Genomic DNA, 24,002 nt, shown 5'->3' on the forward strand with positions numbered 1-24,002 from the left:
GCACGCGGAGGTCGTTCGATGAGATAAACCCGGTGCGGTCCGCCTGGGAAGGCACGAAGCCGGTGACTGTCTCGATAGCCCAAGGACAGATCCGAGCCCGCACCAGGCCCGAGCAGAGCCTGACTGTGATCATGGTCGGCCACGTCATGGCTGTGGCCATGCATTGCCCAGTAGAGATCCTCCTCGAGACCATGAGAATGACCATGCTCGGCAATCATCTCGGTATGGTCGGCGACAACCTCGAAGACCGAGGGGATGTGACTTGCGCTTGGCGCCACGGACCACACCGCCAGCGACAGGCAGAGTAGCGCCGCAAGCGCACTCCGCAGGAATGTCCGCAACAGTATCACCGGTTTGGCCTGCCTGCTCGTTCTCGGTTCGCAGCACGCTTTATCGTGCCATCTTGTTCTATCCTCTGGGGGAGGATAGCTTCATTCTATGACCAAGCCGCATGTGCACGCAACCCATCCCACACTCATCGCACGATTGAGGCGCGCCAATGGGCATCTTCGTGCCGTTATCGACATGATCGAGGCGGGCAAGCCCTGCCTCGAGATCGCGCAGCAGATGCAGGCGGTCGAAAAGGCCGTGGTGAACGCCAAGCGTGCCTTGATCCACGACCACATGGATCATTGCCTCGACGCCGAACACTCGGCCGCAGACCGCGACGAACTGAAGGCCATCTCCCGATACCTTTGAGGTAACCCCCGTGCTGGAAGTCCTTGCCGACCGTACCTATCGCCATCTCTTCGCCGCTCAGGTCGTGGCGCTTCTGGGTACGGGGCTTGCCACCGTCGCCCTCGGGCTTCTGGCCTTTGATCTGGCGGGTGACAACGCAGGCCTGGTGCTGGGCACCGTCTTCACCATCAAGATGGTGGCCTATGTCGGCATCGCGCCGATCGCCGGGGCTTTCGCGAACCGGGTGAACCGCCGGGCGTTCCTGGTCGCACTTGATCTGGTGCGGGCGGGCGTGGCGTTGTGCCTGCCGTTCGTCACCGAGGTCTGGCAGGTCTATGTCCTGATCTTCCTGCTGCAATCGGCCTCCGCCGCCTTCACGCCGACCTTCCAGGCGACGATCCCGGACGTGCTGCCGGACGAGGCGCGCTACACGCGCGCGCTGTCGCTGTCGCGGCTGGCCTATGACCTCGAGAACATCGTCAGCCCGATGCTGGCCGGGCTCCTGCTGGCGGTGGTGAGCTACAACTCCCTTTTCCTTGGAACCGTTGTGGGGTTTGCGGCCTCGGCGGCGCTGGTCGTCTCGGTCTTGCTTCCCAGTCCGAAACCGGCCGAGCCGCGCGGCATCTACGACCGCACCACGCGCGGCATCCGCATCTACCTTGCGACCCCGCGCCTGCGCGGACTGCTGGCGCTGAACCTCGCCGCCGCCGCTGCGGGCGCGATGGTGCTGGTCAACTCGGTGGTCCTGGTGCGCAGCACGCTGGGGCTGGACGCATCCGCGCTGGCCTGGACGCTGTTCGCCTTCGGCGCCGGCTCGATGCTGGCCGCGCTCGCGCTGCCGAGGCTGCTCGATCGTTTGAGGGATCGACCGGTGATGGTCGCCGGCGCCGCGCTGATGGTGCTGACGCTCCTCGGCCTCGCGGGAGAGGTCGCCGCCCTTGGGCTCACCTGGCCCGTGCTTCTTGGCGCGTGGCTGCTGGTGGGCCTGGGGTATTCGGCGGTGCTCACGCCCTCCGGCCGCCTGTTGCGGCGTTCCGCCCATCCGGAGGATCGCCCTGCGCTCTTCGCCGCCCAGTTCGCGCTCAGCCATGCCTGCTGGCTCGTGACCTATCCGCTTTCCGGCTGGCTGATGACGCAGTTCGGACCGGTCGCGGCCCTCGGGACGCTCGCGGCGCTGGCGGGTGTCGGCGCGCTGGCAGCCCTGAGGCTCTGGCCGAAGGAAGATCCCGAGATCCTCGAGCACAGCCACGACAACCTGCCGCTCGACCACCCCCACCTCAAGGGCGCGCGTCGTCACGCGCATCCGTTCGTCGTGGATGACCAGCACCCCCGCTGGGCGTCACAGCCCTGAGACAAGTGGTGGATCAGCCGACAGACCCTGCGTGACGGGAGAACCCCAGACCCGCGAAACGTGCAACCGCAAACAGCAGTAGCAGCAAAAGCGCAGCCAGCAACGCGAAGTCCTGCGGCACGCCGAGCAGTATCGCCGCACTGCCGCCCACAGCAGCCCAGAGGCCAGGCAGGGTCAACAGCCATCTGACCGCCCGCCAGGACCCCATCAGCAACATGGCGATAGTGAAGATGGTCGTCGGACAGGGAGCAACGCCGAACCGGTACTCATGACCTTCAGCGCCCACGTGGTAGTAGTCGTCAATCTGCTCATAGGGCCTGAAGCTCGACCCGTCGGTGGCCACGGGGATGAAGATCGCGTCCTCCATATAATTTTCGAGGACGTCGAGCGTCGCGATAGCGTCTTGCTGCCGCCAGAGCGAGGGCCGGAAACCCCAGTGTGTTGAGAGCCAGGCCAGGGCCGCCTCTGCCGGGATCTCCGCAAACTGCCCGACCATCCGGTCCTTGATCGACTGCAGTGCGAAGCCCGAGAGCAAAGATAGATCCTCGGCACTGACTGGTTCTCCGAGATCAAGTTTCAGACGGGCCGAAGCCTTGCGCACCAGTTTCACGGCGTGCTCGTTCTCGATCCCCCAGGCCTCGAGCGGGATGGCGGCGAGGAACCTCTCGACCATCCCAACGTCACGCCGCAGGATCTGCTCTCGGGTCTCCACGTCCCTCGCGGGCGTAAGCAAGATCCCGAATTTTGCATAGGCCTCGACGCGGTGGAACAGGTCGCCGGCTGGAAGTTCCGGGTAGAACCCGCTGTAATGCATCTCAAGCGCAAGCTCCCATCCGCCTTCCGCTACCGGTTGCGGGTAGTAGCGGCCGACCATCGCTTCGATCCCGGCCTTGGCCGTTTCCTCGCCGAAATAAACCGCGCAGATGCGGCTGATCTGCTGGAGCGAGGTGATCAGGGCTCCGTCGAAGAAGGCGTCGTTGCCGAAGCAGTTGGCGAACGCGAGGTAACGCCATTCGATCTCTTCCTGGACGCTGTGAGAGGTGGGGGTGTGATGCGTTTCCATTCCGGTGCTCCTTGTTGCCGCGACACCGAAGTGGCAGGTGGAGGCCGGAATTTCCAGAACAACCTAGGGATGCTTTGCGGTACCAAGTAGCTGGATTTATGCGTAAAATCGGTGTTCTGAGGCCGAATGGAGGCGCCAAAATGGGGGTAGCCGGCGGCGTTTCGGGGCCTCGGTACGCGTTCCAATACCGAGAAGCCGAGAGAGCGTCTGGTCAACTGACAGCGGTGGAGTGAGGAATTCTTGGACGGGGCAGGGCGGCTGGCCTGCTGGGTACCGCAAGATCTGGCGCGCAGGGCGAGGAGCTCTCGCGGAGCAGGCCAAGGTTCGTGATTTTCTGGTGCGTTGGACCTTCTGTCGTGGAGCGCTGGGCCGGGGCCACTTACCGAGGGGCGGGATGCCGACTTTCGCTGCTCTTTGAACAAAGCTCTGCCGTGCGAACGAAGCGGACGTCCGCTCGGCGCAATCTTGCCGTGATGGGAGTGCATCGCAGCGATGGCGTCCGCAGAGTCCGTTGTCGTTCCGGGTTTCGCCCGTGATGACCTGCAGCACCCCCCGAATGTTCGGCTGCTCAAGAGCGCACCCAGCCGGTCGGACAGCTCAGCTGACGGAGGAAACAGCCTCCTCCTATAGTCGAACCTCTCCTGCCAGACGGCTCAGGCTGTCGCGAGTTGCGGTCTTGGTGGGGTCGCAGCCCACCGGAACAGGATCGCGCTGACGAAGATCGCGATGCCGAAGCACGCCGTCACGCCGAGCACGACCGGGAACCCGCCGAAGCCATAGGTGAAGGCAATCAGCGGAGCGGCGAGCCCGCTAACCGAGGAGCCAACAAAATAGCGGATGCTGTAAGCGGTCGCTCGCCGTTCTGCAGGTACGTAGCGGGCGACGATCGCATCCTTGATCGTCACCTGACCATAGGTTCCCACCATGGCCAACGCGAGCCCGACCATCAGCGCCACACCCGTGGAAAGGCTCGCCACAACGAGGCCGGTCATCTGGACGAAGGACAGCCCGACGAAGATCGCCGGCAGGGGATGCCGATCGATCAGCCGTCCCATGAGCAGCTGGGTCAACGCTCCGAACAGGAAGGTCATGGTTGCCAGCGTCCCCACAAGCGTGAGCGGCAGGTCGAGCCCCAGCTTTTCGTCTATCACCTTGGGCAGCGCGATCGTGGTCATGTTGAAGGTGAAGCCGCCGGCCAGGAGGGCCAGCGCGAAAAGGCCGATCAAAAGGCGAGGGCGCGTGACCGGTATCGTCGGAACGTCATTCTTGCGGGTGTGGGCGTTCGCGCGGTCATCCTCGACCATGAGCAGGAAAGTGGCTCCCATGGCCAGCAATACCACACCCGGCACTGCGAACGCCGCGCGCCAGCCGAACCAGGCCGCCACGAACGCGGTCACACCCGAAGCCAGACCGGCGCCAAGGTTGCCCCAGACCCCGTTCCAGCCCAGGTCGCGCCCAAGCTTGCGCGCATTGCTGACCAGCATCGCGGTTCCGACGGGGTGGTAGATGGCGGCGAACACGCCCAGGACCAGCAACCAGGCCCCCAGCACAAGTGGTGTGGCGGCGGTCGCAAGCCCCAAGAGCGAGATGCCGGATCCAAGGAAGAAGGCCGCCAGCATGTTACGCCGCCCGAGCCGCCCTGACAGCCAACCCATGGGCAGCGAGAAAAGTCCGAAGGCGAGGAAGGTGCCCGTGGCGAGGCCGATCAACGCGGCATAGCTCAATCCCAGCTCGGGAGCCATTGCGATCACCGCCGTGGGGTAGATCAGGATCACGAAGTGATCGAACGCATGTGCTGCGTTCACGAAGACGATGGTGCGGCGGGCCTGGATCTGGTTGGTCATGATTTTTGCTGTCGAGTGTTGGATGCAACCAGCATAAAATGGCCCGATGAGCGCTTGGGGCCAAAGTTGGCATCAAGCGGGCCAAGTTGCGAGGCGTCATGCGGTCCATAGACTCGGCGGATTACCAGGAGATCGAGCAACCCGTCGCACTCATGGCGAAGGATTTCGCGGCCGGTTCCTCTACCCGGACGCACAGCCATCCGAGAACTCAACTTCTTTACGCGGTTCGCGGCTTGATGACGGCGACTACGGATTTCGGCACCTGGCTGGTCCCTGAGGGGCACGCACTTCTGATCCCGGCGGGCGTGATGCACAGGGTGATGATGCACGGGCCGGTGTCCATGCACACGGCCTTCCTGTCCGAGGACGCGCTTACCGAGCCGGTGGAGGATTGCCGGATTATTCGGATTTTACCACTGCTCGACATGCTGATCCGCGCACTGAGCGAGGAACCGGTCGACTATGACCTCCATGGACGCGGGGGGCATATCGCTGCGTTGCTCGCCGATGAAATCGAGCGTGCTCCTGTAGCGCGTCTGGCTTTGCCCATGCCCCGGGATCGCCGGCTGCAAACCGTGTGTCAGACAGTCATCGGAGACCTCGGTGCGCGCGTCCCGCTCGACGCCATAGCGGATATGATAGGGATGAGCCGCCGCAGCTTCACGCGCCGCTTTCGTGACGAGACCGGGATCAGCTTCGGTGACTGGTGTGGCCAGGCCCGACTGACGGAAGCCTTGGAGCGTCTCGCGCGGGGCGAGCCGATCTCTTCTGTCGCCCGCGGGCTTGGCTACAGTAACGTGCGCTCGCTGCAGGCGATGCTCCAGCGGAAATCTGATCGATTGGGGTAAGGAAGAGTATCGAGGACGAAAGTGTCCGGTCGAAACGGGGGCGGTTCACTGTCACTGGTATCTGGGGCCTGTCAGGCCTTTCTGAGGCACTCGCACGGAACGCGGTCCCAGCTTCTTCCTCGGACCCGTGTCCAGTTCCCGCCTTCGATCGGACGACGCCAGACCGGAACCATCATGTTCTGGAGCGCCTCGAGCGCCTCGTCGTAGTCCTCGAAGCGGCGTTCATGACCTTCGTTCCCAACGTAATAGAAGCCGTCTTTGTGCATGTCCGGCTCGAACCTGCTGCCATCCGTCGCCACGGGCACGAACAGGGCGCCCTCCATGTCTCCATCGAGGAACTCGATCTTGCTGGTGTCGTCCTGCTCGCGCCAGAGCGAGGGCAGGAACTCCTCCCGCGTGGACAGCCACGCCAGCGCCTCGTGCGCGTCGATCCGGTTGCGGTTTCCGTTGATCTCCTTCGAGCGGCCGGAGAGCCGGTTCTTGATCGACTGCAGAGCGAGCCCCGAAAGCAGCGCCAGATCCTCGGCCTTGACCGGCTGCCCAAGGTCAAGCTTCAGGCGGGCCGAGGCCTTCCTGACCAGCCGCAAGGCATGCTCGTTATCGATCCCCCAGGCCTCGAGCGGGATCGCCTCGATGAACTCCTCGGCCTTCTGGACGTCGCGCCGCAGGATCCGCTCGCGGGTCTCCACGTCCCTCGCGGGCGTCAGCACGATCCCGTAGTTGGCATAGGCATCGAGGTCGTGAAACAGGTGGCCTATCGGCAGTTCCGAATAGATCCCGCTGTATTCCTCCTCGAGCGCGTATTCCCAGCCGCCCTTCGCCACGTTATCGGAGAAGTAACGACCGACCATGAGGTCGAGGCCGGCATTGGCGGTCTCCTCGCCGAAATAGACCGTGCAGATGCGGCTTATCTGCTTGAGCGAAACGACCAGGGCTTCCTCGAAGAAGCCGTCGTTGCCGAAGCCGTCGACGAACTCCATGTGCCGCCGTTCGATCTCCTCCTCGACGCTGTTTGGGGCAGGGGCTGGGTCGGGGAAGAAATGCAGTGCCATGCCGGTGCTCCTTGTTGCCGTGATAACGAGATCGCAAATGGAGGGAGGAATTTCCAGAACAACTTAGGGATGTTCGGCAGTGCCAAGTGGCTGGATTCGTGCGCGGAATCGTTGATCGGAGGCAGGGTGGAGACACTTCTTCGGGCCTAAACCCTTTTGTGCCGAGAGCAAGGTACCAGCCGCAGTACCGAGAAACAGAAGGAGCCTGGGTCATCTGGGGAACGATGTTGAGGAAGTGGCTGAACAACGCTAGACTGATACCGGTATGAATTCCTTCACGAACGACCCACCGCATGGGAATTCATACCGGGGGCGGTCGCGAAGGCGGGATTTCGCGTTCTCGACTTGTCGGAAAGGTCACAAGGACGGATGGGACACCTCGATTGATTTGTGTTTTGCCTGTTCTCTCCGGACGGAACGCTGAGCGACCTGCAAAGGCTGCAAGCGTCGATGTACCGGGATGCGGGGTATGCGCCGATCCTCGTGGTGAACACGCCGGCCATGGTGACGGCGGGCGGGATCTGCGGTTGATGTGCTTCGGCCTGATCGTGTAAAAGAGACGGGTTGAGCGCCAGATGAACAATCCGCCAGTCCTCGTTCTGCTGTCCACCTGGAACGGTGAGAAGTTTCTGAAGGAACAGATCGACTCGATTTTTTCACAGGACTTCGACGGGACTATTTCGATCCTTGCCCGTGACGATGGGTCAAGTGATGCGACGGTGGAAATTCTCCGATCCTACGGCCCCGAGAGAATACGCGTCGTGGTTGGAGAGAACCTTGGACCGGCGCGGAGCTTCCTTACGCTTCTCGAGTGGGCGAGGGAAATCGAGGCCGACTACTACGCGCTTTCGGATCAGGACGACGTATGGAAACCGCAGAAGATCGCGCGGGCTATTGAGTGCCTCCAGAGGTCCGGTTCGGGTTTGTACTGCTCGGCGCTCAATCTGGTGGACGAGGAACTCAGACCCCTGTCACGGTATCGGCATGCCGGTGATCAGAGTTTGGCGAGCACGCTGATAGGGAACTACGCGACCGGATGCACCTGCGTCATGGATCGCGAATTTCTCGAACACTTGCGCTTTCCCGTTCGATCGTCGCAGATTCTGATGCACGACTGGTGGCTTTCACTGACCGCAAGTGCGAACGGTTCGGCCAGATATGACAACGAGAGTCATCTCCTCTACCGCCAGCACGGAGCGAACCACGTCGGTCTTCGAAGCAGTGTCGCGGGGGTCTTGCAGCGTGGACTAAAGGCGTTGAGACGGTCCCGCGATCCCTCTTGCCTTTCTCAAGCGCAGGAATTCAGGGCTGTCCATGGCGCAGACCTCCCGGCCGACGCCTCGCGCACGCTGACGGAATTCCTCGCCGCCTCCCGGAACATGCGCGGCCGGCTCGGTTTCGCACTCAGGCACCGCAAGAGCGTCGGCGCCCTCTCCGCCATCCGCTACATCCTGCGGCCCTGAGCGCCGTCACGACCTTCGCCGGATCCCCGCATCGAGCAGGATCAGGAGCAGCATCAACGCCTCTCGCAGCCTTCGCCGGCACTTGCGGAAATGCAGCAGCGGAACCCACAGGCGCGTGGGCCGGGGGTCGCGCACATACTCCATGACCGGCACCGTCCGCGCCCCCGCGATGTCCGCGATCAGGCGCACCTGGCCAAGATACCAGCCGGAGCGGATCATCCCCAGCCGCTTGCGCAGGACATCGGCCGAGGCGCGCGGCAGGACGAAGGTGTTGCCGGGCCCGCCGGATTCGAACAGGTGATCGAGGCGCCGCTGCTTGTGGCTCTTGCGGATGTATCTGCGCCTGCCATCGGGCCAGAAGGCGGTGATGTCCGAGGAATAGGCGTCCAGCCCATCGGCGCGAATGCGGGCCGTGGCGCGGCTCAGCTTGTCCGCGCGCCAGATGTCGTCCTGGTCGGACAGCGCCACATGGTCGAAGCCGCTCCAGTCCACGTCGCGCAGCAGCCGGAAGAAGTTCCGCGCGGCGCTTCCCTGCCGCAGCGGGGGCAGCACGGTCAGGCGCGCGCGCCCGGCTGCCCGCGCGATCTCGACCGTCCGGTCCGTCGAGAGGTCGTCCGAGACGAAGACATGCACCGCCACGCCCTCGCTTGCCAGGATCGAGGCGATCTGCGCTTCGATCCACCGCTCGCCATTGAAGGTCGCCATCAGGACCGCGACACGCGGAACCGCCTGGGGGGAGGGTGTCAGGGGGGGGAGCATTCCGTTGGATGTCGGGGTAGGGCGGTGCGTCTGTGTGATGGACGCTGGCGGGTGGAATTGCGGGAGCAAGCGGTAACAAAAGCGACGACGCCGCGGCAAGACTGCGGTACGCGATTTCTTGTTGTGCCGATGAAAGCCCTCGCAATTGCATGAAGGCTTGGCTAGCATTTGATGTGCTGCACAGCATCTGAGTACGCCGCGATCCGTTGCGGACACTTGTATCGGCAAACGTTGAGGGCAATACCCGGGAATGCGTGACACCCCGACAGATACGAGTATCGCGTTCATCGAGGCCAAGGTCCCTGACATGCAACGGATTGGCCAGCTTCTGCATGTTTGCCGGACGGAGAACCAGTGGGCCAATCGCGGCCCGCTCTATCACATGTTGGCGAACCGCTATTCGGAGTGGTTCAACCTGCCCGCCGACAGAGCGGTGCTGCCCTGCGCGAATGGTGGCATAGGCCTCGAGGCGATGGCACGCCATCAGGCTGTGTCTGCGGGGAGAAAGCTGCGCTGGGTCGCGTCGGCGTTCAGTTTTGCCAACCTGGGGCGTGGCTATTTCACCGACATGCGTTTCGTCGATTGCGACGATCGGGGGATGCTCGACCTTGCTGCATTGCGGGCGCTCGACCCGGATACCTATGACGGTATCGTCGTTGTCAATCCTTTCGGGCTGGCGCGGGATTTCACGGGCTATGTGGAATTCGCAGGCCAGAACGACAAGGCGCTTCTCATCGATAACGCAGCCGGAGTCGATCGCGATATTCCCGACTGGCCGTGGCAAAGTTTCAGCCTGCATCACACCAAGCCATATGGCGCGGGCGAGGGCGGGTTGATCGTCGTGCCGGCCGAGGCGGCAGAAGCGATCTATGGCCTTATAGACTATGGCGCACGACCGTCGGATCCGGCTGCCTGGCTGAACAACGGGAAGCTGTCCGACATAGCCTGCGCTTTCCAGATCGACCGGCTGGAGCGTGCCCCGGATTGGGCTCCACTCTATCTGGAGCAGGCTGCCCGCGTGCGGCGCATCGCAACCGGATTGGGATTGCAGCCGCTGTTGGGCGACGACCGCTCCCCGCCCGCGACCAGCTGGATGTATCTGGCCACCGACCCCGTGCCACTGGAGCGGTTGCGCCAGAGCACGCGGCTTCGTTTGGCCAAGTATTACCAGCCTCTCGCCCCGATTGAGGCCGCGCCCAGGGCGCATGCGCTTTTTGCACGGCTGTTCAACATTCCGACGCATCCGGATGTGGGAGGGTTGAGCGATGGGGAGCTGGAGGGAGCGATTGCTATAACGGCACTGCCTGTGAGTGTGAAAAGAATAGAATGAATGAAGAAAATATTCCGCTTGATAAGCTCGAAGCGCTGGTCGAAGCTCCAGTATTCCTCTTAGGTATGCCTCGGTCGGGGACCACTTGGCTGTCACAGATATTTGAATCAGCACCTGAAGTTCTGATGAGGTTGTCTCCCAATTACTCATATGCCCTAAAAAATAAATTGGATGGAAAATCAGAAGTTGAAGATTGGCGTGAGTGCTTGCGTCAGGCCGTAAATTCAAACCAAGACCCTTTCATGACTCAAAACTGGCGGCGTGAAAAGGGAGAGCTTGAATGGATTGAAAAAGATTTTTCGATAATTGAAAGGCTATTTATTAAAGACACGCGATTTTTTGATTTGTATCTAAGGTCAGTTGAATTGTTTAAGGATGCAAAAATCGCCTTTATAATTCGCCACCCGTGCGGCCATTTGAACAGTTGGAGGAAGTCTAAGGAATTTCCCGCGGGGAAGGATTTTTTGTCGCACTGGCGGGACGGGGCGGGGCGGCGATCAGAAGGGCCTGGCGAGTATTGGGGTTTTGACGATTGGAAGCGCGCTGCCCGAATGTTTCTAGAAGCTCAAGCATCGAGGCCGGACCAGGTGCTGGTGTTTCGTTATGAAGACCTCGTCGCATCACCGATCGAAACGACATCGACGCTTTTCGATTTCATGAACTTGAAGATGTCAGAGGAGGTAGCATCCTTTTTAAAGCGTTCGCATTCTAGACACGACTCCAATGTGTTTTCAGTTTTCAGATCTCCAGAAGTGGCCCAGAGTTGGCGTAGCGAACTGCCGGATGAAGTCAAGATTGAGGTTATGAATGATATTATGGATACAGATCTAGCGAGGTATATTAGGTGAAACTAGGCCTGATGCAGCCATATTTATTTCCTTATATTGAATATTTTCGAATGATGGCGGGTTGTGATATTTGGATCGCTTTTGATACTGCTCAATTTTCACGCGGTGGATGGGCCAATAGGAACCGTATACTCGATCGCAATAAGGGTTGGAGCTGGCTGACAATACCTGTGCGTCGCGATGGACTAGAAACGTCGATTGCTGATTGTCGTATTGATAATTCGAAAAACTGGAAGGCGCAGATCAAGGAAAAGCTAAGAGTTTACGAAGTAGAGGCGCCAAACTACAAATACGTAATATCATTATTGGATAATATAAATGATAATCAAGTTTATTTAGGAGATTTAAATTTCGAAATTATCAACTCGATTAAATCAATATTTAATATAGATACTGAATTAATTCGTCTTTCTGACTTAGATTTTGAGCCTCCCGTACTTCATGCCGGAGGGGGCTGGCCGCTTTTTCTTTGTAACAAGTTAGGGGCTAAGACCTACATAAACGCTGCGGGCGGGCAATTTCTCTACGACTCAAGCATTTTTGAAAAGAGCGGCGTACAACTGGTTTTTCATAAGCATATTGATGTAGAGTACGAGACAGGAAGCTTCAAATTTATCTCTGACTTGTCAATTTTGGATATGATGATGTGGGTCGATTTTGATGTTATTTCAAGTAAGATCAGGCGAAAAAAATAAAAAATACCTGTAATTTTATTAAAATAAAGATCCACTACAAATCTATTATTTTTCACTCATCGGATAAATACATACCGTGATCCAATTCCCAATTGACATTGGTTCCCGCATAGGTAATGCCATACCGATCCTCAATATATAGCCGCTATTGTTCGCGACCGGTACCCGGTTGCGGATGACGTTGCCCGCAACTTTTATCCAGCTTGAGCGAGACTCCGGGTTTGAGTTTTGCCTGTTTGGGCGGGTTGGGCAACGGCGGCTGGGGGGGGCTGGCGTGGAGCTTTGTGAGTTGCGCAGCGTCAGACCCCGTTGTGGTGTGAAGGTCTGGGCGAACGCGGCAGGTGTCTGCCAGCCGAGGCGGGAGTGCGGGCGTTAGGTGTTGTAATCCTTGCCCTAAGACGCAGACTCATACTGGCGCATCCATAGTCGAGACGAAGCGATGAGGATTGCGGCTAGGTAGTTTCTGGCTGTCTTTTCGTATTGTGTGGCGACCTTCCGGAAGTGTTTGAGCTTGTTGAAGAACCGCTCGATCAGGTTGCGCTGTCGGTAGATCGCCGGATCGACGGAGCGCTGCACCTTCCTGTCGCGCTGGGTCGGGATGTGCCCGCTGACCTGCTCCCCTGAAATGTCCTCGTTTTGAGGTTAGCCTGTTCTCCAGACGAGGAGACAGACGATGAAGAGAAGCCGGTTCAGCGAAGAGCAGATCATTGGCATTTTGAAGGAGCATCAGGCCGGGCTGGGCGCGAAGGAGTTGTGCCGCAAGCACGGCATCAGCGACGCGACCTTCTATAAGTGGCGCTCGAGATATGGCGGCATGGAGGTGTCAGATGCTCGGCGGCTGAAAGCGCTGGAGGCCGAGAACGCGAAGCTGAAGAGGATGCTGGCCGAACAGATGCTCGATGTCGCGACGCTGAAGGAGATGTTGGGAAAAAACTTCTGAGGCCCGGTTCGAGGCGGCGTGCCGTGGACTGGGCAATGAAGGAGAAGAGCTATTCGCAGCGACGGGCCTGTGCCTTGGCCGGGATCGACCCGCGCGTGTATCGGCGGCAGCCGACCAGGCCGGAGGACCGGGAGTTGCGCCAACGGCTGCGGGAACTGTCCGGCGAGAGGCGGCGGTTCGGCTATCGGCGTCTGCACATCCTGCTACGGCGGGAGGGCTGGACGCTGAACTGGAAGAAGCTCTATCGGGTCTACCGGGAGGAAGGCTTAACAGTCCGTAAACGGGGCGGTCGCAAGCGAGCACTGGGGACCAGGGCGCCGATGGCGATCCCGCAGGGACCGAACCAGCGCTGGTCGCTGGACTTCGTCTCGGACAGCCTGTCCGATGGCCGCCGCTTCCGGGTGCTCTGCGTGATCGACGACTTCAGCCGGGAATGCCTGGCGACCGTCGTCGACACCTCGCTCTCCGGTCACCGCGTCGCCCGAGAACTGGATCATATCGCCGAGGTCAGAGGCCATCCCTGCATGGTGGTCAGCGACAACGGGACCGAGCTGACCTCGAACGCCATCCTGCGCTGGCAGGAGGAGCGCCAGATCGAATGGCATTACATCGCGCCGGGGAAACCGATGCAGAATGGCTTTGTCGAGAGCTTCAATGGCCGCCTCAGGGACGGGTGCCTCAACGAGCACCTGTTTGCCAACCTGCGCCATGCCCGCAGCCTGATCGCGGCGTGGCGTGACGACTACAACCATCACCGCCCCCACACGAGCCTCGACGGGCTCACACCGTGGGAGTATCACCAACGGTCGAAAGAGGACCAAACCCTGAACAGAGCTAACCTATAACCGCGGACATTTCAGGGGAGCAGGTCACCGCGCCCGCCATGTGCCTCGATCAGGTCCAGCACGGCGCGGGCATCATGGCCCCTGTCTGCCACTACATCGCCCGGGCGCGGGTGCAAGGCGAGCCGACCTGCCACCGCCGCCTTGTCCGATGCCTGCCCGGGCGAGAGGGTGATGGCGACGGGCAGGCCCCGCGCATCGACCGTCGCGTTGATCCTGGTGCTCAATCCCCAACGAGAGCGACCGAGGGTGTGATCCGACCCCCCTTTTTCGCCGCGGATTGCTGGTGGGCGCGGATGATGGAACCGTTGATCAGCAGCATGCTGTCCGGCGATCTCTCGGCGAGGGCTTCGAAAACCCGCACCCAGACGCCAGCCTTGGCCCACCGGTTGAAGCGGTTGTAGACGGTGGTCGGCGGGCCATAGCGCTCCGGCAGGTCACGCCAAGGCGAGCCGGTCCGCAGCACCCAGAAGATCCCGTTCAGCACCCGCCGATCATTCACCCGCGCAACACCGCGCGGCTTGTTCGGCAACAGCGGCTGGATCAGTTCCCATTCAAAGTCCGACAGATCAAAACACGCCATGACCACCTCCTGCCAGAAGTGAATCACAGACCAAAAACAACGGGAATCCCGTTTATGAGTTCAGAACCTAGGCCGCGAGCGCGGTTCAGGGATGGGAACAGCGTCTCGTTCAACAGCTCGTCGCGCAGGCGGCCATTGATCGGGAAGACGGCCCCGCTCCTGAGAAGGGACCGTATGGTGGTCCCACGATGCAAAAGGAGCTTACCATGACCCGTGCCACTGTTGGCCTCGACCTCGCCAATAATGTTTTCGATGTGCATGTCGTTGATGCATCTGGATGTACGATTTATAGCAGGAGGCTGAAGCGCCGCGAGTCGCTGCCGGTCTTTGATGCCTTACTCGGCACGCCCGCCGCTCGCTCATCCCGTGGCCTGACACCAGATGCGCGACCGCTTGCCGCTTTCCCGCGGGCGTCACGACTTTTCCCAGGAGGTCTTTCAGCGCGGCATTATCCAGCATCGCATCTGCCAACAGCCGTTTCAGGCGCGCGTTCTTGCCCCCGAGTCCCTTCAGGCGCTTGGCCTCTGACACCGTCATGCCGCCGAACTTGGCCTTCCAGTTGATGGGATCCACCCCGGTCGCAAGATCGGGGTATCGAAGACACAGGAGGGAAGGATGACCATCAAGACCATAGGTATTGATCTCGCCAAGAACGTATTCGATTTGTGCGGGTTGGATGAACATGGAGAAATCCAGTTCCGCCGCCGCGTGCGACGAGAAACGCTACTGCGGGCCGTGGGGAGATCCCGGCCTGCGTGATCGGCATCGAAGCCTGCACCGAGGCCTTTTTCTGGCAGCGGCAGTTCGAGGCCCTCGGTCTCGAAGTCAGGATCATCGCCCCCCCCCCCCCGCCAGCATGTCAATCCCTTTGGGCGGCGGCAGAAGAATGATCGCAACGGCGCCGAGGCGATTGCCATCGAAGTCATCCGGCCGCGCATGAGCTTCGTGCCGAAGAAAAGCGTTACCCAGCAGGACATCCAATCCCTTCATCGGGCCCGCCGGCACATGGTCAACCACCGGTTCGCACTGGTCAGCCAGATGCGGGGGATTCTCCTGGATCGAGGCATCGCCTTTGGACAATCGATCGCGCGCGCCCCGCGCATGATCCCCGAGATCGTCAACGATCTGTCAGGGCTTTGCCGACAGATCCTGCCCTCGCTTCTGGAACTGATGAGCGAGATCGACAAGCGGATGCAGGAGTTCGACCAGCGCATCGATCAGGCCTTCCGCGCGAACGAGGCCTGCCAGCGCGTTGGACGGATCCGCGGCGTTGGCCCCTAGACCGCCACCGCCGTCATTGCCGCAGTGGGTGACGGGCGCGATTTTGACAACGGGCGTCACATGGCCGCGTGGCTTGGGCTGGTCCCGCGCTAGCATTCCAGCGGAGATCGGACGGTCCTCATGGGGATCAGCAAGTGCGGCGACCAGCACCTGAGGACCCTGCTGGTCCATGGCGCCCGTGCTGTCGTGCGAACCGCGGCCGGAAAGACCGATCGGTTCACCCGGTGGGTGAATGAACTGCGGGAACGCCGAGGGATGAACCGAGCCATTGTCGCCGTCGCCAACAAGAATGCGCGCGTTATCTGGGTGCTGCTGGCCAGAAATGAGGAATACCGCCCCGCGACCTGATGCGTGACGGTTTGAGGTGCAGGCGAAAGAGGAAATGAATCGACCTGACGGATCCGGTGCATGGAGACCCTGGCTTTTATAAAGGCCCAAGAGGCCGACCATTTGTCGAGGGCCATGCTTCGCGGATTACCCATTTGGGCGCGCCACCATCGACCGGCGACGCCGGATAGATGTCAGCACCCGTCACGATCGATTACTGCTTCCGAACGCTTGCAAAGGGAGAGCCGTCCATAGATGTAGGCCGTCGCATTGCTGGCGCCGTGCTTGCAGCACAGATCAGCGACGGAAACCCCTGCCTCGTGCTCCTTCAGAATACCGATGATCTGATCTTCAGTGAACCCGCTGCGCTTCATCTCTGGTCCTCGCGGTTGGGGCAAAGCCTACCTCAAAGTGGATTAGGCAGAGGGGCAACGTCAGACCTACTGCAAACTGCTAGTCGCAGGCATAGGCGTAGAACTAGGCGTAGACATGAAACCTCAGTATGTGATCAACGCCAATCCCCTCGTCCAGACCGGCCATGCCGCTCACCAACGGGCTTCTTTGTCGCATATCTTAAAGAAAAGAGGCGGAGATCAAATTCTTTTCTAAAAACCAGTATTGGGAAAATAATTATTTTAAAATTCACTTAAAGATTAAAATGAAAGCATGTTTAAATTATTGCCGATCAAATAATTTTTTAATTGCCGTTCTCAGCATCTTTCGCAAGAAGCCGCTTTTTTTTAACGGAATCAACCAAGGATCTCGTTGTTCTGGAGGTAGTCGGGTCGCAATGAATGCGCGAACGGTCTCTGTCTTTGCTAGGCGATCTTCTAGTGGTGTTTGTGCCCACATATTATTACTGTGTATTCGGTAAAAAGCCATTTCTTCGTTAATATATCCAATCCAGCCGCTTTGAGCTGCTAGTGCAAACAACGCGTAGTCGCCAAAGGGCAAGCATTCAAACCCTTCCGGGATAGCTGGCAACATACTCTTGCGGATCATCACGTTGCTGGTCTGCACGAAGTTGCCGGGCGCCATGTGTTCCAATTCTCGGCGCTTTTGTCTATGGCGGCGGGGTGGGAAAGATCTGATGCTCCGCCGATTGCTTCCCTGCACATAACGTGTTCGTCCCTGGCAGAGTGCGCAATCGGGATTTTCATCGAGAAACTTGACTTGCCTCGCCAACTTATCTTTGAGCGTCCAGCAATCGTCACCATCAAGTAGCGCAATGTAGTCCCCCTGCAGTTCTGGCCAAAGTATCTCTATAATTCGACGACCTTGTGAGTGTTGGTTTTCTTTTTGTTTTATTGTCCTAATTATATCAGGATATTTACTCCTATATGTATCGATAATTTGTTGTGTACCATCTGTGGAGGCATCGTCATGTATTAAAATCTCAATTGCGAAGTCAGTATTTTGTGACAAAACACTTTCAAGTGCTTCAGAGATATAATCTGATTGGTTGTAGGTCATTACGGCGACGGAAACCTTAGGCTTCCCATCGTTGACAAATCTGCCATTTGAAAAGTGCAATGTGTGTGAGTCCATAATTTTCAATCCATACATGGGGCAACCGCGACTTTTTATTTCGCTTCTGTGCTTGAGCCCCACAGTACCGGAGCTGCCGCCCTGAGAACCCAGGCCAATCGCAGTGCCGCGGCCGATTCGTATACATAGAAACTTTGGCTTGCGGAAATGCAGCAATCAAGACCACGCAACCCAAGCCTGCAGCTAGCATGGTCGCCCGACGCCGCCCGCGCACAACCAGCATCGGGGCGAAGTTCGTCGGAAGCGCTATCGGTGCATCGATGACTATGCCCGCCGCCGCTGGCGCCCGGTCAAAGCAAACTTTTGGCCAAGAACCAATGTGACGGCCCACGGCCCGAAAACAAAACCGATGGTAGAAGCGGTTCCCAACACTTGGACTGCCGCGCTCAAGTTGAGCACCCAATCGACGCGTGCCCGTGGATCTCCGTTTTTGATAGGCTGGCTAGGCACCGTCAGTGCCGCTTTTTAGATGGATATGATAGTCGCCACGAGCGTAGTGCCCACCTTAAGGTCCAGCGCGAACTGGCCGGCCGTGGCCAAGTGCGAGGGTCCGAAAAGCCGCTGCAGGTTCAGTGGCCCGGCTTACAGCCAAGCAGTCAGCAACGCCGTCACGCCGAACGTAGTGCTTTAGCCGATTATAGCTGCAAGCTCACCCCGCCTGACATTCGGGCGAATAAATGCAAGGTGCCTTCGCATTATCCGGATACATTGCGCTGCTTCCGTCAGCTCGGCTAGCGCGCGCAGGTTCATGACTCTGAGGACGCCCCCCCCCCCGTGAAAACAGTGCAATTCCTGCGACGAGCTCGACCAGTCATATTGAAATCGCGAAGCGTATATCAGGAGATGTTTCTATCAAGCTGGAGAGTGAAGCAGAGGTTCCCGAAAACCGGAACCGATCCTAGGTCAAAACGCCGGTCAATTACGCAACGACGCTCGGGTTTTTGGAATAAGCGGTAAAATAAGGCGCCTATAGCGACCAGAGGGAGCATGTGCCGAACGCGCATCCGATACGTTCCGGTGACGACGACCATCAGCCATTGCGTGGTGTTGGGCCGAAGGTCGTAGTTCCGCGTGCATCTCTGTTAAATGTCCACCTTCCCGCTTGACGCCCCCACGGCAAATGCCTAAACACCGCCTCGGCTTCGGCGGAGTAGCTCAGTTGGTTAGAGCAGCGGAATCATAATCCGCGTGTCGGGGGTTCAAGTCCCTCCTCCGCTACCATCCATCCGGAAATCATCGTGCGAAGACCCGGCGCCAGCGGTGCCTGTCGGGGGTTTGCTTTGCCTTGGGTCGGACGGGTGTCGGGCACCGGGGCAGGGTGGGCACAGCCGGTCCGCGCCCGCCCTGCCGCAAGCGCGGGGCGCGCGCGTGGACCGCGCGGGACCGGATGGCCGAGAAGGCGGGTGTTACGCGGCCTTGAGATAGGCGGTCAGGGTCGCCTCGGTGCCGGTCCGCCAGAGCAGGCCGAGCCAGCGCTCGAAGGCGGCGGCGAAGGCCGGGTGCTGTCCCAGATCCCCGTAAAGCCCGCCTTGCGCGAGCCAGGCGCCGGGCCTGTTCCGGGCCTCGTCGGCGGCGGCCGCCAGTTGCGCCCAGTGGGGGTCGTTCGGCTCGATCACCGTGCCGTCGTCGCGGCGGCCCGCGCACATGCGCGCCCAGAGCGCCTCGACCAGTGCCAGGCCCTCGACAGATCCACCCGTGGCCAGCCCGTCGCGCAGGATCGGCAGCAGGAAGCCGGGGTGCCGCGACGAGCCGTCAAAGGCCACGCGGCGGATCGTGTCGCGGATCGCAGGGTTGGCGAAGCGCCGTTCGATCAGCGCCAGATAGGCCCCGGGCGTCATGCCCGGCACCCCGTCCACATGGGGCAGGATCTCTTCGGTCTGCACCTTGCGGAACATGGCCGAGATCGCGGGATGCGCCATGCAGTCCGCGATGGTCGGAACGGAAAGCAGCTCGCCCGCATTCGCCAGCACCTGGTGGCCGGCGTTCAGGATGCGGATCTTCATCATCTCGTAGGCGTGGACGTCGTCGGTAAAGGTCGCGCCCACCCGGTCCCAGTCGGGCCGCCCGTCGCAGAAGCGGTCCTCGATCACCCACTGGCGGAAATTCTCGTGGGTGACGGGGGCGTTGTCCGCGATGCCCATCTCGCGCACCAGGGCAAGTTCCTCCGGGCCGGTCGCGGGCACGATGCTGTCGACCATGGAATTGGGAAAGGCGCCCGTCGTGTCGATCCAGTCGGCCAGGTCGGGGTCGCTCAGTCGGGCAAGACCCACCACCGTCTGGCGCAGGATCGCGCCGTTGCCCCGCAGGTTGTCGCAGGACAGGCCGGTGAAGGGCGGGTGGCCCGCGGCGCGGCGCAGGCGCAGGGCCGCGACCATCGCGCCAAAGGCGGTGCGGGGGCGGTCGGGCTGCGCCGCGTCATGGGCGATATCGGGGTGGCCCGCGTCGAAGCAGCCCGAGACCGGATCGATGTAGTAGCCGCCTTCGGTCACGGTAAGCGACACGATGCGGATGCGCGGATCGGCCATGGCGCGGACCAGCGGGCCGTTCCCCTCTTCGATGGGCAGGTAGTCGATCATCGCGCCGGTCACTTCCGCCGCGCGGTGGTCGGGTGCCAGCTCGATCAGCGTGGTCAGGCAGTCCTGGGCCAGAAGCCGCTCGCGCATCGCAGCGTCATAGGGCCGGACGCCCGCGCCAAGGATCGCCCAGTCCTGTGCGAGCCCCTCCTGCATCAGCCGGTGCGTGTACCAGGCCTGGTGGGCGCGGTGGAAATTGCCAAGGCCGATATGCACGATGCCGGGGGTCAGCGCGTGGCGGTCGTAGCGGGGGCGCTCTACCCCTTCGGGCAGGTCGGCCAGCGTGGCGTTCGACAGGGGTTCGGGGCGGGTCAGGGTCATCAGCTCATCCATTGGCCGCCATCGACATTGTAGCATTGCGCGACGATGTACTCGGCCTCGGGAGAGGCGAGAAAGATCGCCATGCCGGTCAGGTCCGCGGCCACGCCCATGCGGCCATAGGGCACGGCATCGCCGACCTCGCGCTTCTTCTGGCCCGGCGCCTTGCCCTCGTATTTCGCGAAGAAGGCGTCCACGCCGTCCCAGTGTTCGCCATCCACCACGCCGGGGGCGATGGCGTTCACGTTGATGCCGTGCCGGATCAGGTTCAGCCCCGCCGACTGGGTCAGGCTGATGACGGCGGCCTTGGTGGCGCAATACACGGCGACCAGCGGCTCGCCCCGGCGGCCGGCCTGGCTTGCCATGTTGATGATGCGCCCCCGGATGCCCCGCTCGATCATGTGGCGCGCCACGGCCTGCATGGTGAAAAGCGTGCCGGCGACGTTGATGTCGAACACGCGATCATAGTCGGCGCGGGTGATCTCGACGATGGGGGCTGCCGTGAAGATGGCGGCGTTGTTGATGAGAATGTCGATCTGGCCAAGGGCTGCGACGGTTTCCGCCACCGCGGCGTCGATGCTGTCCTGCCGGGTCACGTCCATTTCCACCGCAATGGCGGCGGGGCCGATCTGGGCGGCCGTCTCGCGGGCGCGGGCGATGTCGATGTCGGCGATGGCCACGCGGGCGCCCTCGCGGACATAGGCCTCGGCGAAGGCGCGGCCGATGCCGCGTGCAGCGCCCGTGATGAGCGCGGTCTTTCCGTCCAGACGTTTCATGCGATGCGCAGCCCCTGGCTATCGAAGCGGTGGATCTGGTTCGGGTCGGGCGTCAGGAAGACCCGGTCGCCGTAATCGAGGGCGATCTCGCCGCCGACGCGCACGGTAACGGGTTCCGCGATCCCCTCGCAGGTGACGTGGAAGAACGTGTCGGATCCCAGATGTTCGGACACGCCGACCTTGCCCTGCCATTCGCCCGCATCCTGCGAGACGGTGATATGCTCGGGCCGGATGCCGATGGTCGCGGCGTCGCGCGCGGCTGCCGGCGCGCCGGGGATCAGGTTCATCTTCGGGCTGCCGATGAAGCCCGCCACGAACAGGTTGCGCGGGGTGCGGTACAGCTCCAGCGGGCTGCCCACCTGTTCGATCCGTCCCGCGCGCAGGACGACGATCTTGTCGGCCATGGTCATCGCCTCGACCTGGTCGTGGGTGACGTAGACCATGGTGGTCTTGAGCCGCTTGTGCAGCTCGGAAATTTCCAGCCGCATGCCCACCCGCAGTGCCGCATCCAGGTTCGACAGCGGCTCGTCGAAGAGGAACGCCGCAGGTTCCCGCACGATGGCGCGTCCGATGGCGACGCGCTGGCGCTGGCCGCCCGACAGCTGGCCGGGCCGCCGGTCCAGGTAGTCGGTCAGGTTCAGCACCTCGGCCGCGGCCTTGACGCGCCGCTCCTGCTCGGCCGCGTCCAGCTTGGCCATGCGCAGCGGGAAGGCGATGTTCTTGCGCACGCTCATGTGCGGATAAAGGGCGTAGGACTGGAACACCATCGCAAGCCCGCGCCTGGCGGGCGGCACCATGGTCGCGTCGTTGCCGTCGATGCGGATCTCGCCGCCCGACACGTCCTCCAGCCCCGCGATCAGCCGCAGGAGGGTGGACTTGCCGCAGCCCGAGGGGCCGACGAAGACCACGAACTCGCCGTCCTCGATGGTCAGGTCGAGGGGCGGAATGACCTCCACCTCACCGAAGGTCTTGCGCACCTTGTCGAGCGTGATGCGTCCCATGCCGGTTCTCCCAACTTTGTTGCCCTGCCGCTTCGCTACTTGAGGGCGGGTGTTTCAGTGTCCTGTGGCGTCTCGGGCGGGCGTCATTTCACCGCGCCGAAGGTCAGGCCGCGGACGAGTTGCTTCTGGCTGAACCAGCCGAGGATCAGGATCGGCGCGATCGCCATGGTCGAGGCGGCGCTGAGCTTGGCGTAGAACAGGCCCTCGGGGCTGGAATAGCTGGCGATGAAGGCGGTCAGCGGGGCCGCGTTGGCGGCCGTCAGGTTCAGCGTCCAGAACGCCTCGTTCCAGGCCAGGATCACGTTCAGCAGGATGGTCGAGGCGATGCCGGGAATGGCCATCGGCGTCAGCACGAACAGGATCTCTTCCTTCAGCCCCGCGCCGTCCATGCGCGCGGCTTCCAGTATCTCGCCGGGGATCTCGCGGAAATAGGTGTAGAGCATCCACACGATGATGGGCAGGTTGATCAGCATCAGCACCACGATCAGCCCGCCGCGGGTGTCGAGAAGCCCGAACTCCACGAACAGAAGCGAGATGGGATAGAGCACGCCGACCGCGGGCAGCATCTTGGTGGACAGCATCCACAGAAGGATGTCCTTGGTCCGCTTCGACGGCACGAAGGCCATCGACCACGCCGCCGGCACCGCGATCAGGATGCCCAGCAGCGTCGAGCCGCCGGCGATGATGACCGAGTTCCACAGGAACCGCATGTAGTCCGAGCGTTCCTGCACCACGGCGTAATTCTCGAGCGTGAAGTCGAAGCCCCAGAACAGCGGCGGGTTGTTGATCGCCTGGGCTTCCGTCTTGAAGCTGGTCAGGATGGTCCAGAAGATCGGGAAGAAGATCAACAGCCCGATCGCCCAGGCAAGCCCGGTGGTGGCGATCTTGCGGCGGGTGGATACTGCGCGTGCCATGATCAGCCCCTCACTTGTCCAGGTTCTTGCCGACGATGCGCATCAGGAAGATCGCGACGATGTTGGCCAGGATGATCGCATAGACGCCGCCCGCGGAACCCAGGCCGATGTTCTGGCTGTCCACGACCCGCTGGAAGATCAGGTAGGTCAGCGTGCGCGTCCCGAACGATCCGCCCGTGGTCACGAAGATCTCGGCGAAGATCGACAGCAGAAAGATGGTCTGGATCAGGATCACGATGGTGATGGCCCTGCCCAGATGCGGCAGCACGATATGCCAGAACCGCGACAGTACCGGCGCGCCGTCCATCTCGGCCGCCTCGAGCTGCTCGCTGTCGAGCGACTGGATCGCGGTCAGCAGGATCAGCGTGGCGAAAGGCAGCCACTGCCAGGACACGATCAGGATGATCGACTGCACCGATGCATCCGACATCCACGAGATCGGGGTCGCGCCGAAATAGCGCCAGATATGGGCGAACATGCCGTTGACCGGGTCCATCATCATGTTCTTCCACACCAGCGCGGACACGGTCGGCATGACGAAGAAGGGCGCGATCACCAGGATGCGCACGATGCCCTGGCCCCAGAACGGCTGGTCCAGAAGGATCGCCAGCAGCACGCCCAGGACGACGGTGATCACCAGCACCCCGCCCACGATCAGCAGGGTGGCCTGCACGCTGGGCCAGAAGGAACTGGAGCCGATGAAGCGGACGTAATTCTCGAAGCCGACCCACTGAAGCCCGTTCTCCAGCGAGTCTCCGCGCATCGGCAGGTAGCGCTTGAACGAGAACCAGAGCGTCATGGTCAGCGGCACCAGCATCCAGCCAAGCAGGAGCACAACTGCCGGCGCCATCATCAGCCGGGCCGCGGAACGCGAATGCTGGGTCGCCATGGACGCACCTCTCCTGTGGGCGGGCGGGGCCGCGGGAATTGCGGAATTCTACACGACGGGCAGGGTCGGGGGGCAACCT

23 protein-coding genes, 1 tRNA gene and 3 pseudogenes are annotated in these 24,002 nt (G+C 61.3%); 11 read left to right on the forward strand and 16 right to left on the reverse strand.

The features are described from left to right. Window positions 1–438 precede the first annotated feature (438 nt). Both HMH01_RS15135 and HMH01_RS15140 read left to right on the forward strand, forming a co-directional pair. Window positions 439–699 carry a metal-sensing transcriptional repressor gene (locus HMH01_RS15135; protein ID WP_171326638.1) on the forward strand — a complete coding sequence of 87 codons (261 nt, stop codon included), beginning with the start codon at window positions 439–441 and terminating at the stop codon, window positions 697–699. Window positions 700–709: 10 nt separating this feature from the next. Continuing rightward, window positions 710–2,029 (forward strand): MFS transporter, encoded by a 1,320-nt coding sequence (locus HMH01_RS15140; RefSeq protein WP_171326639.1) that lies wholly within the window; start codon window positions 710–712, stop codon window positions 2,027–2,029. 13 nt (window positions 2,030–2,042) lie between these two features. On the opposite strand, the gene HMH01_RS15145 is transcribed toward HMH01_RS15140, so the two are convergent. Further along, the gene (locus tag HMH01_RS15145; RefSeq protein ID WP_171326640.1) at window positions 2,043–3,092 is read right to left on the reverse strand and encodes a DUF6064 family protein; all 1,050 of its coding nucleotides are present in this window, start codon (window positions 3,090–3,092) and stop codon (window positions 2,043–2,045) included. A gap of 653 nt (window positions 3,093–3,745) precedes the next feature. Next, window positions 3,746–4,936, reverse strand: coding sequence for an MFS transporter (locus tag HMH01_RS15150; RefSeq protein ID WP_171326641.1), 1,191 nt, complete (start codon window positions 4,934–4,936; stop codon window positions 3,746–3,748). 152 nt (window positions 4,937–5,088) lie between these two features. On the opposite strand from HMH01_RS15150, the gene HMH01_RS15155 reads away from it, so the two are divergent. Next, on the forward strand, window positions 5,089–5,784 hold the full coding sequence (locus HMH01_RS15155) for an AraC family transcriptional regulator (RefSeq protein ID WP_216366895.1): 696 nt from the start codon (window positions 5,089–5,091) through the stop codon (window positions 5,782–5,784). A 71-nt stretch (window positions 5,785–5,855) separates the two neighbouring features. Here HMH01_RS15155 and HMH01_RS15160 read toward each other — a convergent pair whose 3' ends face one another. After that, window positions 5,856–6,836: a hypothetical protein gene (locus tag HMH01_RS15160; RefSeq protein ID WP_171326643.1), complete on the reverse strand. Its 981-nt coding sequence runs from the start codon at window positions 6,834–6,836 to the stop codon at window positions 5,856–5,858. Window positions 6,837–7,226: 390 nt separating this feature from the next. On the opposite strand from HMH01_RS15160, the gene HMH01_RS15165 reads away from it, so the two are divergent. Further along, complete coding sequence (locus HMH01_RS15165; protein WP_171326644.1) at window positions 7,227–7,367, forward strand: hypothetical protein; 141 nt, start codon at window positions 7,227–7,229, stop codon at window positions 7,365–7,367. Window positions 7,368–7,411: 44 nt separating this feature from the next. Then, window positions 7,412–8,299: a glycosyltransferase family 2 protein gene (locus tag HMH01_RS15170; protein ID WP_171326645.1), complete on the forward strand. Its 888-nt coding sequence runs from the start codon at window positions 7,412–7,414 to the stop codon at window positions 8,297–8,299. Window positions 8,300–8,305: 6 nt separating this feature from the next. Here HMH01_RS15170 and HMH01_RS15175 read toward each other — a convergent pair whose 3' ends face one another. Beyond that, entirely contained in the window at window positions 8,306–9,367 is a 1,062-nt protein-coding gene (locus HMH01_RS15175) for a glycosyltransferase (RefSeq protein WP_343035348.1), read from the reverse strand. Here HMH01_RS15175 and HMH01_RS15180 point away from each other — a divergent pair. From HMH01_RS15180 to HMH01_RS15190, 3 genes are read left to right on the forward strand one after another with little or no spacing between them, the layout of a single operon-like run. Beyond that, window positions 9,309–10,388: a DegT/DnrJ/EryC1/StrS family aminotransferase gene (locus tag HMH01_RS15180; RefSeq protein ID WP_171326647.1), complete on the forward strand. Its 1,080-nt coding sequence runs from the start codon at window positions 9,309–9,311 to the stop codon at window positions 10,386–10,388. The genes HMH01_RS15175 and HMH01_RS15180 overlap by 59 nt on opposite strands. Then, window positions 10,385–11,236, forward strand: a complete 852-nt coding sequence (locus tag HMH01_RS15185) for a sulfotransferase family protein (RefSeq protein ID WP_171326648.1) — start codon at window positions 10,385–10,387, stop codon at window positions 11,234–11,236. Before HMH01_RS15180 ends, HMH01_RS15185 begins: the two co-directional genes overlap by 4 nt. After that, the gene (locus tag HMH01_RS15190; protein ID WP_171326649.1) at window positions 11,233–11,931 is read left to right on the forward strand and encodes a WbqC family protein; all 699 of its coding nucleotides are present in this window, start codon (window positions 11,233–11,235) and stop codon (window positions 11,929–11,931) included. Before HMH01_RS15185 ends, HMH01_RS15190 begins: the two co-directional genes overlap by 4 nt. Window positions 11,932–12,324: 393 nt before the next feature. On the opposite strand, the gene HMH01_RS15195 is transcribed toward HMH01_RS15190, so the two are convergent. Beyond that, entirely contained in the window at window positions 12,325–12,558 is a 234-nt protein-coding gene (locus HMH01_RS15195; protein WP_425483624.1) for a transposase, read from the reverse strand. Window positions 12,559–12,604: 46 nt separating this feature from the next. Here HMH01_RS15195 and HMH01_RS15200 point away from each other — a divergent pair. Beyond that, a protein-coding gene (locus HMH01_RS15200; RefSeq protein ID WP_171326651.1) for an IS3 family transposase occupies window positions 12,605–13,716 on the forward strand; the annotation gives its coding sequence in 2 pieces (ribosomal slippage) (window positions 12,605–12,854 and window positions 12,854–13,716; 1,113 coding nt in all). An 11-nt stretch (window positions 13,717–13,727) separates the two neighbouring features. Here HMH01_RS15200 and HMH01_RS15205 read toward each other — a convergent pair. From HMH01_RS15205 to HMH01_RS15220, 4 genes and pseudogenes are all read right to left on the reverse strand, one after another. Then, window positions 13,728–13,940: a transposase gene (locus HMH01_RS15205; RefSeq protein WP_171326652.1), complete on the reverse strand. Its 213-nt coding sequence runs from the start codon at window positions 13,938–13,940 to the stop codon at window positions 13,728–13,730. Next, window positions 13,937–14,296, reverse strand: a complete 360-nt coding sequence (locus tag HMH01_RS15210) for an IS5 family transposase (RefSeq protein ID WP_171326653.1) — start codon at window positions 14,294–14,296, stop codon at window positions 13,937–13,939. The genes HMH01_RS15205 and HMH01_RS15210 overlap by 4 nt, the downstream gene beginning before the upstream one ends. Before the next feature lie 23 nt (window positions 14,297–14,319). Continuing rightward, entirely contained in the window at window positions 14,320–14,556 is a 237-nt protein-coding gene (locus tag HMH01_RS15215; RefSeq protein ID WP_171326621.1) for an integrase core domain-containing protein, read from the reverse strand. A gap of 76 nt (window positions 14,557–14,632) precedes the next feature. Then, a pseudogene (locus HMH01_RS15220) lies at window positions 14,633–14,854 on the reverse strand (IS3 family transposase); the annotation flags it as partial. A 57-nt stretch (window positions 14,855–14,911) separates the two neighbouring features. Here HMH01_RS15220 and HMH01_RS15225 point away from each other — a divergent pair. Beyond that, window positions 14,912–15,925, forward strand: a pseudogene (locus HMH01_RS15225) (IS110 family RNA-guided transposase). A gap of 236 nt (window positions 15,926–16,161) precedes the next feature. Here the strand turns inward: HMH01_RS15225 and HMH01_RS15230 are convergent. Together HMH01_RS15230 and HMH01_RS15235 are read right to left on the reverse strand one after the other, a co-directional pair. Further along, window positions 16,162–16,278, reverse strand: a pseudogene (locus HMH01_RS15230) (transposase); the annotation flags it as partial. A gap of 301 nt (window positions 16,279–16,579) precedes the next feature. Then, window positions 16,580–17,470, reverse strand: coding sequence for a glycosyltransferase (locus HMH01_RS15235; RefSeq protein ID WP_343035365.1), 891 nt, complete (start codon window positions 17,468–17,470; stop codon window positions 16,580–16,582). Between the two features lie 1,126 nt (window positions 17,471–18,596). Between HMH01_RS15235 and HMH01_RS15240 the strand changes: the two genes are divergently transcribed. Beyond that, window positions 18,597–18,673 (forward strand) — tRNA-Met (locus tag HMH01_RS15240). Window positions 18,674–18,858: 185 nt separating this feature from the next. On the opposite strand, the gene HMH01_RS15245 is transcribed toward HMH01_RS15240, so the two are convergent. From HMH01_RS15245 to HMH01_RS15265, 5 genes are all read right to left on the reverse strand, one after another. Beyond that, entirely contained in the window at window positions 18,859–20,346 is a 1,488-nt protein-coding gene (locus tag HMH01_RS15245) for a mannitol dehydrogenase family protein (protein WP_425483623.1), read from the reverse strand. Next, on the reverse strand, window positions 20,346–21,119 hold the full coding sequence (locus tag HMH01_RS15250; protein ID WP_171326656.1) for an L-iditol 2-dehydrogenase: 774 nt from the start codon (window positions 21,117–21,119) through the stop codon (window positions 20,346–20,348). Before HMH01_RS15250 ends, HMH01_RS15245 begins: the two co-directional genes overlap by 1 nt. Further along, window positions 21,116–22,120, reverse strand: a complete 1,005-nt coding sequence (locus HMH01_RS15255) for an ABC transporter ATP-binding protein (RefSeq protein ID WP_171326657.1) — start codon at window positions 22,118–22,120, stop codon at window positions 21,116–21,118. Before HMH01_RS15255 ends, HMH01_RS15250 begins: the two co-directional genes overlap by 4 nt. A gap of 83 nt (window positions 22,121–22,203) precedes the next feature. Beyond that, window positions 22,204–23,034 (reverse strand): carbohydrate ABC transporter permease, encoded by an 831-nt coding sequence (locus HMH01_RS15260; RefSeq protein ID WP_171326658.1) that lies wholly within the window; start codon window positions 23,032–23,034, stop codon window positions 22,204–22,206. A 10-nt stretch (window positions 23,035–23,044) separates the two neighbouring features. Beyond that, window positions 23,045–23,923: a carbohydrate ABC transporter permease gene (locus HMH01_RS15265; RefSeq protein WP_171326659.1), complete on the reverse strand. Its 879-nt coding sequence runs from the start codon at window positions 23,921–23,923 to the stop codon at window positions 23,045–23,047. Window positions 23,924–24,002 lie beyond the last annotated feature (79 nt).

Source organism: Halovulum dunhuangense, from assembly GCF_013093415.1.
GTDB classification, from domain to species: Bacteria; Pseudomonadota; Alphaproteobacteria; order Rhodobacterales; family Rhodobacteraceae; genus Halovulum; species Halovulum dunhuangense.

What these genes read in the sequence shown, in the direction of transcription:
- HMH01_RS15135 (WP_171326638.1), top strand. Translation starts at nt 439, where the DNA reads ATGACCAAGCCGCATGTGCACGCAACCCATCCCACACTCATCGCACGA.
- HMH01_RS15145 (WP_171326640.1), bottom strand. Translation starts at nt 3,092, where the DNA reads ATGGAAACGCATCACACCCCCACCTCTCACAGCGTCCAGGAAGAGATC.
- HMH01_RS15150 (WP_171326641.1), bottom strand. Translation starts at nt 4,936, where the DNA reads ATGACCAACCAGATCCAGGCCCGCCGCACCATCGTCTTCGTGAACGCA.
- HMH01_RS15155 (WP_216366895.1), top strand. Translation starts at nt 5,089, where the DNA reads ATGGCGAAGGATTTCGCGGCCGGTTCCTCTACCCGGACGCACAGCCAT.
- HMH01_RS15160 (WP_171326643.1), bottom strand. Translation starts at nt 6,836, where the DNA reads ATGGCACTGCATTTCTTCCCCGACCCAGCCCCTGCCCCAAACAGCGTC.
- HMH01_RS15170 (WP_171326645.1), top strand. Translation starts at nt 7,412, where the DNA reads ATGAACAATCCGCCAGTCCTCGTTCTGCTGTCCACCTGGAACGGTGAG.
- HMH01_RS15180 (WP_171326647.1), top strand. Translation starts at nt 9,309, where the DNA reads ATGCGTGACACCCCGACAGATACGAGTATCGCGTTCATCGAGGCCAAG.
- HMH01_RS15175 (WP_343035348.1), bottom strand. Translation starts at nt 9,367, where the DNA reads ATGTCAGGGACCTTGGCCTCGATGAACGCGATACTCGTATCTGTCGGG.
- HMH01_RS15185 (WP_171326648.1), top strand. Translation starts at nt 10,385, where the DNA reads ATGAATGAAGAAAATATTCCGCTTGATAAGCTCGAAGCGCTGGTCGAA.
- HMH01_RS15210 (WP_171326653.1), bottom strand. Translation starts at nt 14,296, where the DNA reads ATGGCGTGTTTTGATCTGTCGGACTTTGAATGGGAACTGATCCAGCCG.
- HMH01_RS15215 (WP_171326621.1), bottom strand. Translation starts at nt 14,556, where the DNA reads ATGCACATCGAAAACATTATTGGCGAGGTCGAGGCCAACAGTGGCACG.
- HMH01_RS15235 (WP_343035365.1), bottom strand. Translation starts at nt 17,470, where the DNA reads ATGTATGGATTGAAAATTATGGACTCACACACATTGCACTTTTCAAAT.
- HMH01_RS15245 (WP_425483623.1), bottom strand. Translation starts at nt 20,346, where the DNA reads ATGACCCTGACCCGCCCCGAACCCCTGTCGAACGCCACGCTGGCCGAC.
- HMH01_RS15250 (WP_171326656.1), bottom strand. Translation starts at nt 21,119, where the DNA reads ATGAAACGTCTGGACGGAAAGACCGCGCTCATCACGGGCGCTGCACGC.
- HMH01_RS15255 (WP_171326657.1), bottom strand. Translation starts at nt 22,120, where the DNA reads ATGGGACGCATCACGCTCGACAAGGTGCGCAAGACCTTCGGTGAGGTG.
- HMH01_RS15260 (WP_171326658.1), bottom strand. Translation starts at nt 23,034, where the DNA reads ATGGCACGCGCAGTATCCACCCGCCGCAAGATCGCCACCACCGGGCTT.
- HMH01_RS15265 (WP_171326659.1), bottom strand. Translation starts at nt 23,923, where the DNA reads ATGGCGACCCAGCATTCGCGTTCCGCGGCCCGGCTGATGATGGCGCCG.